15 protein-coding genes, 1 other RNA gene and 2 pseudogenes are annotated in these 12619 nt (G+C 51.6%); 2 read left to right on the top strand and 16 right to left on the bottom strand.

From position 1 onward, the window contains the following. Positions 1-364 precede the first annotated feature (364 nt). Positions 365-728: a transfer-messenger RNA gene (gene ssrA, locus O3S68_RS16605) on the top strand. 225 nt (positions 729-953) lie between these two features. Next, positions 954-1976, top strand: a complete 1023-nt coding sequence (locus O3S68_RS16600; protein WP_269231993.1) for a hypothetical protein — start codon at positions 954-956, stop codon at positions 1974-1976. Positions 1977-2146: 170 nt separating this feature from the next. Here O3S68_RS16600 and O3S68_RS16595 read toward each other — a convergent pair whose 3' ends face one another. The 16 genes and pseudogenes from O3S68_RS16595 to O3S68_RS16515 form a co-directional block, all read right to left on the bottom strand. Continuing rightward, positions 2147-2464 (bottom strand): hypothetical protein, encoded by a 318-nt coding sequence (locus tag O3S68_RS16595; protein WP_269231992.1) that lies wholly within the window; start codon positions 2462-2464, stop codon positions 2147-2149. After that, positions 2464-2703, bottom strand: coding sequence for a hypothetical protein (locus O3S68_RS16590; RefSeq protein ID WP_269231991.1), 240 nt, complete (start codon positions 2701-2703; stop codon positions 2464-2466). Before O3S68_RS16590 ends, O3S68_RS16595 begins: the two co-directional genes overlap by 1 nt. Positions 2704-2836: 133 nt before the next feature. Further along, the gene (locus tag O3S68_RS16585; RefSeq protein WP_269231990.1) at positions 2837-3265 is read right to left on the bottom strand and encodes a tail fiber assembly protein; all 429 of its coding nucleotides are present in this window, start codon (positions 3263-3265) and stop codon (positions 2837-2839) included. Positions 3266-3268: 3 nt separating this feature from the next. Continuing rightward, a complete protein-coding gene (locus O3S68_RS16580) occupies positions 3269-3916 on the bottom strand; it encodes a gp53-like domain-containing protein (RefSeq protein ID WP_269231989.1) in 648 nt (215 codons plus the stop codon). A 2-nt stretch (positions 3917-3918) separates the two neighbouring features. Continuing rightward, a complete protein-coding gene (locus tag O3S68_RS16575; protein ID WP_269231988.1) occupies positions 3919-4503 on the bottom strand; it encodes a YmfQ family protein in 585 nt (194 codons plus the stop codon). After that, a pseudogene (locus O3S68_RS16570) lies at positions 4494-5081 on the bottom strand (baseplate J/gp47 family protein); the annotation flags it as partial. The pseudogene O3S68_RS16570 and the gene O3S68_RS16575, both read right to left, overlap by 10 nt. Next, positions 5080-5265 (bottom strand): annotated as a pseudogene (locus O3S68_RS16565) (DNA circularization N-terminal domain-containing protein); the annotation flags it as partial. The pseudogenes O3S68_RS16565 and O3S68_RS16570, both read right to left, overlap by 2 nt. 55 nt (positions 5266-5320) lie before the next feature. Further along, the gene (locus O3S68_RS16560; protein WP_269231987.1) at positions 5321-5848 is read right to left on the bottom strand and encodes a hypothetical protein; all 528 of its coding nucleotides are present in this window, start codon (positions 5846-5848) and stop codon (positions 5321-5323) included. Positions 5849-5901: 53 nt separating this feature from the next. Further along, complete coding sequence (locus O3S68_RS16555) at positions 5902-7686, bottom strand: phage tail tape measure protein (RefSeq protein WP_269231986.1); 1785 nt, start codon at positions 7684-7686, stop codon at positions 5902-5904. A 120-nt stretch (positions 7687-7806) separates the two neighbouring features. After that, complete coding sequence (locus O3S68_RS16550; protein WP_269231985.1) at positions 7807-8094, bottom strand: phage tail assembly protein; 288 nt, start codon at positions 8092-8094, stop codon at positions 7807-7809. Continuing rightward, positions 8091-8447, bottom strand: a complete 357-nt coding sequence (locus O3S68_RS16545; RefSeq protein WP_269231984.1) for a phage tail tube protein — start codon at positions 8445-8447, stop codon at positions 8091-8093. The genes O3S68_RS16550 and O3S68_RS16545 overlap by 4 nt, the downstream gene beginning before the upstream one ends. Next, entirely contained in the window at positions 8447-8947 is a 501-nt protein-coding gene (locus O3S68_RS16535) for an HK97 family phage prohead protease (RefSeq protein ID WP_442913163.1), read from the bottom strand. The genes O3S68_RS16545 and O3S68_RS16535 overlap by 1 nt, the downstream gene beginning before the upstream one ends. After that, a complete protein-coding gene (locus O3S68_RS16530) occupies positions 8940-10166 on the bottom strand; it encodes a phage portal protein (RefSeq protein ID WP_269231983.1) in 1227 nt (408 codons plus the stop codon). Before O3S68_RS16530 ends, O3S68_RS16535 begins: the two co-directional genes overlap by 8 nt. After that, a complete protein-coding gene (locus tag O3S68_RS16525; protein WP_172961304.1) occupies positions 10156-10317 on the bottom strand; it encodes a hypothetical protein in 162 nt (53 codons plus the stop codon). The genes O3S68_RS16530 and O3S68_RS16525 overlap by 11 nt, the downstream gene beginning before the upstream one ends. Further along, positions 10314-12047 carry a terminase large subunit gene (locus O3S68_RS16520; protein ID WP_269231982.1) on the bottom strand — a complete coding sequence of 578 codons (1734 nt, stop codon included), beginning with the start codon at positions 12045-12047 and terminating at the stop codon, positions 10314-10316. The genes O3S68_RS16525 and O3S68_RS16520 overlap by 4 nt, the downstream gene beginning before the upstream one ends. After that, complete coding sequence (locus O3S68_RS16515) at positions 12044-12538, bottom strand: phage terminase small subunit P27 family (RefSeq protein WP_269231981.1); 495 nt, start codon at positions 12536-12538, stop codon at positions 12044-12046. The genes O3S68_RS16520 and O3S68_RS16515 overlap by 4 nt, the downstream gene beginning before the upstream one ends. Positions 12539-12619 lie beyond the last annotated feature (81 nt).

The following is a 12619-nucleotide window of genomic DNA, read 5'->3' as shown; positions in this document are numbered from 1 at the left end:
TTTGCTCAATGTTTTTATAGATAATCCAGCACCGCTTTGATCTCCAGACTGGCAATTATCTCCGGCAGACTAGGAAAGATTTTCCTGTACGGTTGGTCAGTTCAGCGCTTCTTATACGCGCGTAAACCACGCCTCTGGAGCGCTCAAAAACAGGCGATCGGGTCAATTCCATACGCTCAACTACGTTAGCCATCTGGTGTGAACGCTTTGTCTCGCATACAGCAATAATAAATACGGCATGATCGTATGCATCAGTTGCTGTTGCGTGTGGACACTTACTAACCGCATTTCCCTCGACAAAAGTCATTGTGATATGGACTGGAATGGCACGTCATAAATCTGTTATACTGAGCGTCACACTTTTGGGGCTGATTCTGGATTCGACGGGATTCGCGAAACCCAAGGTGCATGCCGAGGGGCGGTTGGCCTCGTAAAAAGCCGCAAAAAAATAGTCGCAAACGACGAAAACTACGCTTTAGCAGCTTAATAACCTGCTTAGAGCCCTCTCTCCCTAGCCTCCGCTCTTAGGACGGGGATCAAGAGAGGTCAAACCCAAAAGAGATCGCGTGGATGCCCTGCCTGGGGTTGAAGCGTTAAAACTAATCAGGCTAGTTTGTTAGTGGCGTGTCCGTCCGCAGCCGGCAAGCGAAATTAAAGACTGGACTAAGCATGTAGTACCGAGGATGTAGGAATTTCGGACGCGGGTTCAACTCCCGCCAGCTCCACCAAATATACATGGACAGTGGCAGGACAGAGTCTTAAAAAACAGTAAGTTAGCCACTTATCCCGGACGGTGACCGGACACCAAAGGGACAAAAAAGGATACGCAAAGGAGCCGCGGCTCTCTGTTGTGAAAAGCTCGCTTCGGCGGGCTTTTTTCTTTTTCAGACTCGAATCGTCATGCTTATCTTCATCGAATTGAGCCTGGTTAAAAACTTGATAAGGGTATGCAAATGGACGCAACTGCGGACTTTTTGATTCGTAGCGAAGAGGATTTTTTAAATTTTTTGGAAGTCATTAAAAAAAGTGAGGGCTTAGAAACTGAGGAATTTCTCTTCCCACAGGTAAAGTTTGAAGGCTGGCCTGTTCTTGATATCAATGTTAAAGGTGAGCGGTACCATTCCTCCATCACTTCAGCCATGCTGTTTGGGATGTCGATGCTTAACGAGGAAATTCAGCGCGCTTTCGCTACCATAAGATATGGCTCTCAAAATCTTCAACGATTGACTAATGAAGATAAGCAAAGACTTGATATTGTTTTCAACATTAGCGAAGGTTCCAGTGACGCTGAAGGTGTTACTGATAAGATCATCAACGCGGTGACTGGTTTTCTACGGGATTCTATGAACGGTATGACGGGTTGGCAAAAAATGTTGGTTGTAATCGCGATTGTTGGCGCAGCCAGCACTTGCGGATATCACTACATTTCTGAAAATGCCGAGAGTGAAAGGCATGCAACCGATCGACAAGTAGAAATCGCAAAAACAACATCTGAAGGTATTAATAAAGCAATCAGTGCTACTTTGGACTACAAAATAAACGGAAAATCAGCCACCAGTGAAGAAGTTATCCACCATGGTCAGGCTGGTAAAAGTGCATTAGTTAAGCAACTCGCCGCAGATCCTACAGTTGAATCAGTAACCCTCGGAAATGAGAAACTCTCTCGCGAAGAGCTAAATACATATAATGGCCGCCAGGCTATTGATAGGGACCGCCTTGAGAAAACGGATACGTTCTTTGTTAAAGGTGTAACAAGGACAGGACCAACAAACCAAGATATCAATATTAACGTCCTGCGAGTTTCAAACGCGGATGGTTTCACTATTAAAGCTTCTGCTGATGTGATAACCCAAGATGAATTAACTGCCATCACCGACGCTTTATCGAACAATACAACCATAAAAATAAGATACTTGGAAGTTATCGAAAAAGGCGCCATTTCTTTAGGTCAGTTTAACACTGTAGCAACAGACTAATCTTTTTAGAGAGATAATCTTCTGTCATGGGGTGTCAGGGGTCGGAGGTTCAAATCCTCTCGTGCCGACCAAAAAATCCCAGGAAAACCAACCCATTGCGGTTGGTTTTTTTATGGTTGCGATTTGGCTAAGGTAAAACAAAGGTAAAATGAAGGTAAAACCCATGACACCTAAACTGCTAAATCATCGTCTTTAACGCGGATTAGCGTATAGGTAAGGACGCCGTGTACTGTAACCCCGTCCAACGCCTCGCCTTCAATGGCTTCACCGTCTTCCGTTATCAGCGCCCCGCGCATCCATTTAGCAAACTGCGCGCGGCCGTCGAACGTGGCGAGAACAGTTTCACCCTCAACCGGCCTGGCAGAAAGGTCAATCACCGCATACCCGGTGTCCGTCTCGATGATCCTGCAATTTGCGTCCATCTGGCAAAGCGCGTCAACGGTTAGCGCGCGCTGTGCATAATCAGCCGCTGGAGATGGAAAGCCCATTATTGAATACTCCCCATGTTGCGAAGCATCCAGAGACGGTTCTCACTGAGGTCAGTCGTCTTGTCCACAAAATACGGCTGATAGCGCTCTATCCAGTCGTTAGCGTCCCGTTCGCTGAAATGCCAGTTGCGGGCGTTAAGCTCCTGTATAAAGTCTGCGGTGCGAAGGTACTGATACCCCTTCGGGTTCCGCTGTATCGCTGCAACAAAAGCTGAATGAATTTCGTACTGACGCGGCATGATCACCACCCTTAAATACTGTTTTTATATACAGTATAATGGTTCAGGTGCATGATCAAGCCCCCGCTTCGTTAACGGGGGCCTTTATGGTGGGATTACCTTTTAGGGTGAAGCGGTTAGGAAGAAGAAAATTTTATGAGGGAAGTGAGGGCCAGGCTATACCGGGTGCGGTCGATGTATCGACGGCATAGAGAGAATCCAGATAATCAAGCCATCGTACGTATTGCGCCAACTCGTCACCTTTCAGGCGACCAAGCGCGGCCTTGCCAGGCCATTGTTTATTGTTCATATACGTATTTGCAGCGTCTATTTTCATGGAGCGAAGAAATTCGGCATCTAATACAAGCGCAGATTGCGGTTTATCGCCCCACACCGGCATGCCAGCATCATCCGTGGCAAGAACTTTTCCCGCCGGTGGCGATGCATTAAACGTATCCCTGATATCATCAGAAACGGGGATGGCATCATCAGGTAGTGTCGCGGATTTTTTAAAATCCTCGAGTAAAATCAATGGATAAAAGGCTAAAGTGGTTTTCGAAAAAAGGTAATTTTTGTTCTCCATGACTTATCTCCCAACTACGATAACGGAAAATGTAAAAGCCCCATTGGTGATAAACTCAGCGCCTGAATTTGTCAGTCCGCCAGCGTTCACCACTGATGACCCCGAACCGCCAGGAACCATCGCCATGGCAAAGACATTATTGGGGAATGGTGTTGGGAAGTTATAAGTTGCATGCCCGGCAGCGGCAGTTACGCATAACATCCACTGGATTAGTAATCCCTTCCCATCAGGAGTGGGGAGTTTGAACCATCCGCTGCTACTTTGTGTGCTCCCGATAGACGAGGTAAAAGAGGACATATCAGGTATTTGTCCAATGCCGGTGCCGACATCTTTCAGTGCTGCGGTTTTTAAACCAAGGTTCGTGAGAGCCTGCGCCACGGCGGTAGCCCCATCAGCTTTAATATCCGCAAATGGGTTTGCCCGACTAAGCAGCAGGGACTTCAGCGCTGTTAACAACTGATCATGTTTTGTTTTATTAAGGACAGCGCCAGAAGCTTCAACAACTGCGGCCAGTTCTTCCTGAAGCATGTCAAAGTAATCGTCATCCAGTTCTGTGGCAGGCGTACCGGTTTGCGGGTTCCCGCGGGTAAAGCCATTTTTGCCGGGGCCAAACTTGTCCACCTGTGCGGCGGGTGTATCAATACGGTGCATGGTTACTCCGGATATTTAAAAACTACATAGGTATGAGAGGGGCATAGCTTCGTCAGTACGCACTCAACAATCGTGTCCCCCCACCAGCGCAGGGGTGAAGTGCAGTTATCGGTACAGGTCATGGAATTAACATCGACTGACGATGGCATATTGACCTGCCAGTAATAACGCCACTCCGGCGAATCGACCACCTCCGTACAGGGCGAGATGCATTTAAACGGACTTTTGATGTACCGGGTGATCGTTGCGCCCTTCTTCCCAAGTGCCTCAAGTTGCGCCAGATAGAATGCTTCGTTAATCCCGCCGACCAGATTGAGCTTTGCATCAAGCCGCCGCTGGCGCTGCCTGATTGTCTGGGTTCCTTCCGGGATGCACTCATCCGGTAAGCCTGCAATTCGCTCCCAGCGGTTGATAAGTTCGGTTGTGGTACGCGGATCAATCTCATACATCAGTGCATCTGCGCGCTGATGCACCCGAAGCAATGAGGGTGCCACACCTTTTATCGCCGGATCATCAGGTGACCACGCCGGGCCAGGAGGCAGAAGAGCAGACAGCAGGCTGATGTAATCATCACGGGTTACAGCCATGTAATAGCCCCCAGCACCGCCAGCTCGTTTTTCGCAATCGCAATATCCGCCGCAGGCGAAACCAGCGTGTGACTGTGCTCACCGGTGGCGACAGATATCGCTTCATTGATGCGGGAGAGTTCAAGCAGCCCATCCGGGTAGCCATCACGCTGCAGGAACGCCCGAAGCTCCGCTTCAACCGCGGCGCGTACTGCCCCGGTATCAGGATTAAGGTCGATAGTGAAACTGATAACCTTCGGCGCGGCAGTAAACACATACAGCGCCGAACCTGCCACCGGTGCCAGAGGCTCGATATGTTCCCTGACGGCGGCAACGGTGGTTTCATCCAGGATAGGGTTAACCAGATCGCTGCTGGCCACCAGTAGACCTACCGTACCGATCCCCATCCAGTGCCGGTATGTCCAGGCGCGGGTGACGCCGGAAACTTCTTTCGCCCAGACAATGTAATCCCCGTCAGCGCCACCGAGCGGCGTCCAGTAATAGCGCTCCAGCACGCGGGCGCGCCAGGTCTCCAGATCCTCAGTATCAAAACCGCCGGTGATCGTGTCCGCCACGCCACCGGAAGGCAGACCGGACATCGCCGATCACATACGCCGAAATCGACGGCCGCATGGTCACTTTGCCCAGGTCTTCGGTGTACGGCTTGTCGCGGTTCGGGTATTCGTGCGTCTCAACCCTGCGACCCACGCCCGCGCTTTCATCTTCAACTTTAAATTTCACGCCGCGAAACGACGCATCAACAAGCCTGTCTTTCCACGCCATATTTTCTCCGGGTATAAAAAAACCCGCCGGAGCGGGTCATATTATTTCTTCTGGATTATTTTAGATAAAGTGACGAATCCAGCGCCATCTTCTTCTCTTTCATGAAAGAATCAACAGCATCAACTGAAGCCTGATAAATCGCCGTGTTAGCAGGAAGGTCAACTGTTTTAGTACCAATCACTAACGTAAATGAAGGTTGATACTCGCTACGATATTTAACAGCCATGTTAATTTCTAATCTAGCCGGTTTTTTTAAACTGATGCTGTCCGCAGTTGCTTTTTCCTGGCTCTTGTTTCCAGCATTTACAAGGTCAGATAATGTTCTCAATTTATCTTTCAAAGCATCTTTATAATCCCCAGCATTAGATTGTTGAAGAAGCTGTTCATCCTCAAAATCTTTATCGTTAAAACTCATTTTCAATGAAACGATCTGATGCTCATCATATACTTCACCCAACTTTACTGTCCCACCAGTAACGGGAATTATATGTTCATCTTTGAAAGTAAATTGACCTGAATTGATAAAAGATGCAACAATCAAAGCGCCGCCGACAATAGCACTTCCAACAGTTACTGATTTCATTCTTAGTTCCCTGTAGAGTTTTCTGCTATAAAACTATATCGCAAACATTTACTCTAGGGATAAGAATATTTTCCTCCCGATATACGGGTATATCCTACATCTGTATTTACGTTCATCCCTGTACCTTGTGTCTCAGTCACTTTAATACCGGGAGGGGCGTCTTTGAACTGAACGGTGACAGTGCCATTAGACTTCTGCGAAACGGGTTTTATGCCGTAAGGGTTATATCCCTGACTCGCAACGCCAGTGCCATACGCGCCATAACCACCAGCCCCCCACTGCGCCGAATTCATTGCGTTGACCGTATCTGTAGCCTCATCGGTAAACCATGAGATAATCGGTTGCAACTTGTCCCACATATCCTGGAACCATTTAACAATCGGCCCCCAGTTTTTTACAACAATGCCAAGCGGTGTCCATCCGAACACTTTTTTTATAATCTCCCAGCCGGTTTCGAAATAAGGGCTCACGGTATCCCACAGTTTTTTGAAGTAGGGGCCGATAACATCCCAGTTCGAAATAATGAGTCCCGCCGCTACCGCTATGGCCCGTACAATTAATCCAATGGGTGACATCGTTGTAACGGCTGAGAAAATTTTCATAGCCATACTCGCCCCGGTGATCGCCAGGCGTAAAGTAACCAGACCTGCCGCCGCACCGAGTAACGAAGTAACAACCCTTGGATTCTGGGCGATAAAATCAGTTGTTTTCTGGATGAACGGCATGAAGGCTTTCACACCATCATTTATAGAGGGTAGCAATGCATTGCCTAATGCTACTCCGGCATGGGTCGCCTGATTCTGTAAAAGCTGTAACTGGTTAGCCGTAGTAGCCGCCCTGGCTGTATATTCCTTCTGCATTGATCCGGAGTACAGCGTTGCATCCCCAACCATTCCAAAGTTCTTTTTAAGAAGATCCAGATTGGTGAGTAACGGGGCAATAGCGCCAATGGACTCTTTCCCGAACAGGGTGTTAAGTGCTGCTGACTGCCTTGATTTATCAAGCTTGCCGATGCTTTGCAGTACTTTGATGATCGTTCCCTGTGCATCCTTTTGCATGGATACAGCCAGTTCCTTCGAAGACAGACCTAACGCTTTAAATCCTTCCTGTTGCTGTTTAGTCGCGCTCTTGCCGGCAGTCAGGCTGAGCATAAAGTTTTTGATACCTGTTGCGGCGATCTCCTGCTCAACCCCGACTCCCGCCATTGTCGCACCCAGCGCGGCTATCTGTCCTGATGCAACCCCGGCCACAGAGCCCAGCGGACCAATACGCGTTACGATATCGGAAATCTGTTGCGCGTTTGCGGCACCATTGTTCGACAGATAGTTAATCTTGTCGGCCAGCGCCACTACTTCGCCCTGCGTCATTTTGAAAGATGTACGCCACTTCGCCATCATATCGCCGGATTGCTCAGCGCTCTGATCAAACGCTATCCCCATTTTGAGGGCATCTTCAGCAAAAGCCTGAAGCTCATTTCTTGCGATCCCTGCCTGCCCACCCGCAGCAACAAGTTTAGCAATATCGCCAGCAGCCATTGGCAGACGATCGGACATTTTCAGTATGTCCTCACCCATCTGTCTGAACTGACTGGGGGTGTCAAAATCTACAACCTTACGAACATCAGCCATCTGCGATTCGAAATCAATGGCCGCTTTTGCACCAGCGATAAGAGGGGCGGCAAACGCACCGCCCCCAATCAGATCCCCCATCGAAAAACCATCCATTCCACTGGCTTTAATCCGTTTCTGGAATCCACTGATCTTTTTTTGCATAGACGATAAGGCAGGAGAAAGCTTATCGACGCCAGTGATTAGCGCTTTCAGTTCAAATTCAGCCATCAGCGTTTTCCGTGTTAATCCGGTTTGCGTGGAATGCGAGAAGTTTCAGTACACTTAACGGCTCGCACAGCAAATCAAGGGGGTTTATTCGCCAGTATCTGGCGCAATTGAAGTAATCGTTCAGGATTTGTCCGGCGTCGACGTCCCGAGGAAAAAACCAGCCACCTCCCAGCTAATCGTATTAAGATCCGCAGGAGACATGGTATCGACGGCGCTTGGCGGAATATTGCCAAGGCGCGAAATATATTTCGCCACCACACCTGCATCAAGCCTGACGCCAGCATCACCGGTTGTGACGTACGGGAAGCCAAGCTCGCGAACATCCTTGCCGGTTGGTTCGCGAAGCTCAAGCACGCTGATCGTTTCGCCATGTGCCTGAATCGGCTTTGTCAGTTCAAGTTCGCTCACTGGTAATCTCCTTCTTCACCGTGGAATTCAAGATCTGCCGTGCCTTCTTCGGCGTTGTGGTTCGCTTCGCCATGAAGCCAGGCAGATGACAACACGTAGACCTGCCCGTTCGCCAGTTCGGCGGTAATGGTCATCTGATCCGACGTGGTAATTTTATTGACAGGAAAATCCTTCGGAACTTTGAAAGTCCCTTTAACGTAGGGCGCGCGGTGCGTCTCCTTGCGATCCACAGAACCATCCAGGCCAATAACATCGTCATTGACCGTCCTGTTCATCGGCACTTCAATGCCCCCGGTCAGGGACAACTGAAGCCCGTCAATTTTGAAATAACAGGTGCCACCAATTTTGGCCATCAGGCTGTCTCCTCTGGGTACTGCAGGCGGAACTGATTAACGACAGCAAAGACACGCAGCTGGTTAATGTAATCCGGCGGGAAAAGAGTATTGAGGCGATTCGGGTTGTTCGCGTCGCGCTCAACAATGAGGTACTTCTTGAATAAGTCGTAATTCTCGACGATGTCGCCCCGGAACATCGGGGCAAGGACCAGATCGCGGATGGTCTGGGTTTCGGGAGCGGTGATGTCATAGCGCAGCCCCTTTTCATCGACGGACAGTGAAAGCGTACCGGCGGCACTGCGCCCCAGAATAAAGTTCGGATCATGGTTAAACAGCCCGCGCACATCATCATTCAGCACGTCGTCAAACGCGCCGGGCTTGATGATTTCACGGAAGCCCCATAATGGCTCGGAACGGCTGTTGAACACCGAGCCATAGCCGATAATGTGCGTCGGCTGCTCACTGTGTTGCTCCGCCCGAACCTCGCCGCTGTAACAGCGGACTTCGCGATCATCCATTGGGTTGCTCCTCGCTTTTTGGGTCGGTGGTAAAGTCTTTTAGAGGGTTGGCGGCATTAACGCTGACCAGCATTTCATCCAGCCCTTCAACCGGGTTCATGTCTTCAAACGCGCGCGCCTCGTTGCGGCTCATCCAGCCATCCGTGATGGCGAAGTGATAGAACTGCGCGCGCTCCTGAGGTGTACCGCGCAGAAGCCCGGTGAGGTTAAAGCGGGTATAGAAACCTGCAGCCAGTTCGGCGCGGGTGAAAAGTCGCCGGTTAAGCTCCTGCTCCCAGTTGGTAACCCAGGGCATCATGGTGTAGCGGACAAACTGAATGGCCTGCTGGGTGATGTTGGAAAACGTCGCTTTTTCCAGATCGTTAATCATGTGTGCAGGCACATTGAAAATACCGGCGATCATGGAGCGGTTCAGTTTGGTCATGTCGATTATCTGGGCATCGACGGGTGAAACCGTCAGCGCTTTGTAATCGAGATCCGCTGGCAGCAGCATGGTCTTGTTTTCCTGGCTGCGCAGTGCCAGTGCGGCTTTCTGCCAGGCTTCCTTCAGCCAGCCCCAGCTTTCTTTCTGAAGCGGTGTTTTCACCGAGACAATGCCTGCCGGGCGCGCGTTTCCGCTAAAAAAGGTTTCGGTGTACTTCTGCCCGCTCATGCCCAGGCCTATGGTTTCGGCGTGCTGCATAATCAGGCTGAGCCCCATTTTCTGGTTATTGCCCAGCGCCCGGATATGGATCATGTCATCCGGGCTGATGGCGAAGGCGCCCTCTTCGTTGTAAAGCCCGTAGGTATAGCGCCCGCCGGTTTTCAGCAGGGTTGTTTCCCAGGGCATACAACTTTCAAGGCCGACAACTTCGCCGCGCCGGTTACGCTTTACCCACGAATACCCATTTCCCCAGCCGAGGATGTGGCGCTGTTTCAGCTCGCGCCATTTGTAGCTGGTCTGCCAGATATTGGGCTCATCGTGAATGAGATAAAACGCCGGGTGATCGCGCGCGGGCTCAACCTTGCCGTTGTGCTTGCGCATAACATGCAGCGGCATCTGCGCCAGATTTGACGACAGAACGTAAATACAGGCGTAAACCGCCGCCAGTTTCATGGCCGTTTCAGGGCTGACGTAGACATCAGATTTAAAAATCCCGTCCGTATCGACCATCTCGCCGCTTATCGGCGTGGCCGGATTCTCCAGTGATTCACTTCTGAACAGGGCATCAAGCAACACGTTTCCCCCTTCTGGCCATTGCCAGTGCGGCCACCAGCAACAGACCGCCGGAGAACATCAGCGCGGGTGCCAGCCCGAACTGCAGATAAAACCCCGCCGTGAGCAGTCCGTAACCGGCCAGCCCGATAACATCGGTAACGATTGATTTCATAGAATTAAGAGGTCTTCGCCTGGATCCAGTGAGGAGAGGAAATCGCCAGGCTCTTTAAGCATGGCCCGGCCGATTGCCATGATCAGCGCTACTGCGCCGTCGATTTTGTTTTCGTTCTGCTCTTTGATGGGCTTCACCACATCGTCATTGCCGGGGATGTTTTTCCCCACCACGTTGGCAATACACCAGCTCATAATGGGGTTGCCGTCATGATGAAACCGGCCGGACTCGATTGCCGCTTCCAGCTCTTTCATCGGGTCTGACATGTTGGTGTAGTTCTGAATGATGGTAACGGGATTAAGCTGCTCATCCGCCAGGTCATGAGAAAGCCCGGTCGCCCCGTAGGGATCAATCGGTGACTCGGTGACCGGGTTCAGTTTGTTCGCCGCTTTGGCCTCCTCCAGGATATAGCGGTAATCCACCTCCGCGCCATCGGTGACGGTGAGGTAACCCATCTCCACCCATTTCTGGAATCGTTCAGCAGTGCGGCGATCCTCGTTTTTCTCCACGCTGTAAACCGTGTCATACGGCACCCAGAAGCGTGGCGCCACACTGTAATAATGTGTTTTGCCGTCAATCTCGCGGGTAAACAGCCGCGCCATGCTGTTCATATCAAGCTTGCGTGCCAGGTCGAATGCCAGCACACAGGGCTGCCCTTCGAAATGATCGAGCGTCAGTGTTTTGTCTTCGCAGTTCTGCCAGGACACCAGGTTATAGAAGGCCGCGCGCGCCGCCACCCAGATATTCAGATGCTTGGTTTTAAAAACGCCCGCTTGCCGGGCATTGTTAATCGCACGTTGTTGCTGACTGAGAAGAAAATCGCGGTACACCGAGACACCCATATTCGGGTTCGCCTTCTCCAGCACCTTCGGATCCGTCCAGTCGTCGCCTTCATCAACCGTGTAGATGATGCCGAACAACTCCTCGTTGGGTACCGAGCCGTTAAGCATCTCGATCACTTCGCGGCGTTTGTCGTAGCACGGCCCCTCGATGTTGTAACCGGCGGTGGTGATCGCCCACATCAGCGGCTGACGACGCGCCCCCATCCCGGTCAGCATGGTGGTATAAAGCGCATCAGTCTGGTGTTCGTGGTATTCGTCGACGATGGCGCAGTGCGGCGAGGCACCGTCGCCAGGGTTGCCAATCAGCGGTTCAAATCGCGCGCCGTCCTCGGGGCGGTTCAGGTTGGAGGCATTCACCTCAATGCCGAAGGCTTCCACCAGCAGCGGCGTGCGCTTGCACATCAGCCTCGCCGGACGAAACACTTCCCAGGCCTGCTTTTCGGTCGTGGCGCCGGAATACACTTCCGCGCCAAACTCGTTGTCACAGGTAAAGCAGTACAGCGCCACGCCGGCGGAGATCGCCGACTTGCCGTTTTTACGCGGGATTTCGGTATAAACCTCGCGAAAGCGGCGCAGCCTTGTTCCCTTTTGCACCCAGCCAAAAGCGCAGCAGACGATGAAAAGTTGCCACGGCTCCAGGGTGATTGGCATCCGTTTGAACGCCCATTCGCCCTTGGTGTGCGGCAGCAACTGAATAAATTTCGCGGCCTTCTCCGCCATGTCCTTATCAAAGCGGTACCGGAACTTGCGGCTTTTTTCCTGTGCCATATCGTCGATGTGACGCTGGCAGGCCTGAAGTACAAACTGGCACGCCGGTATCTTTCCCCGCACAACGTTGCGGGCGTACTGATTCGCGGCATTAACGTTGGGGTACGATTTCCGGCTCATGAGTTGATCATCTTCAGGAAGGGGTTAGCGGTTTTCTTCTGCCCGGCGAGGCCGATAAGGCGCTGACGGCTGCTCGGGTCAAGGCCCAGCATGGATCCGGTGGAGCTCATCTCCGATTCCTGCTCTTTCTTGGCGGTCAGTTCGGGGTTCTTTATCCTGCCGCCCATCGCGCCGACGATAGTGTTGCCTTCCGCCGCGATGTTTTTCACGGCGCGGCGCCAGAACTCGTAAGCCACGCACCAGCGCTCGAGAACAGCCAGGTCAGTAACGCACAGCAGACCCTGCCCGCATAACTCTTTGGTGGTCAGTTCCCACATGACGGAAGCCAGCGGGAGATCGTCTTCGCTGAACCAGTCCGGCGGCGCCACACCTTTGATCGGCGTAAAGACCGGTTCCTCTTTATTCAGGGCTCGCTTGCCGGGGTTCCCGGCCAGTTCCTTACGCGCCGTTGGCTTGGGGCGACGCCCGGAACGCCCTGCCGTTCCAGCCATATGCGGCACTCCTGGTTAAATTTCATTTTTCGCGGGTATAAAAATTCGGGGAGGCGGGCAGTCCTGAAGGCTGGTGGCTGC

Origin of the sequence: Kosakonia sp. SOY2 (genome assembly GCF_027109175.1) — a bacterium.
Taxonomy (GTDB): domain Bacteria; phylum Pseudomonadota; class Gammaproteobacteria; order Enterobacterales; family Enterobacteriaceae; genus Kosakonia.
The sequence above is the reverse complement of the archived record's forward strand: the minus strand, read 5'-3'. Positions and strand labels throughout refer to the sequence as shown.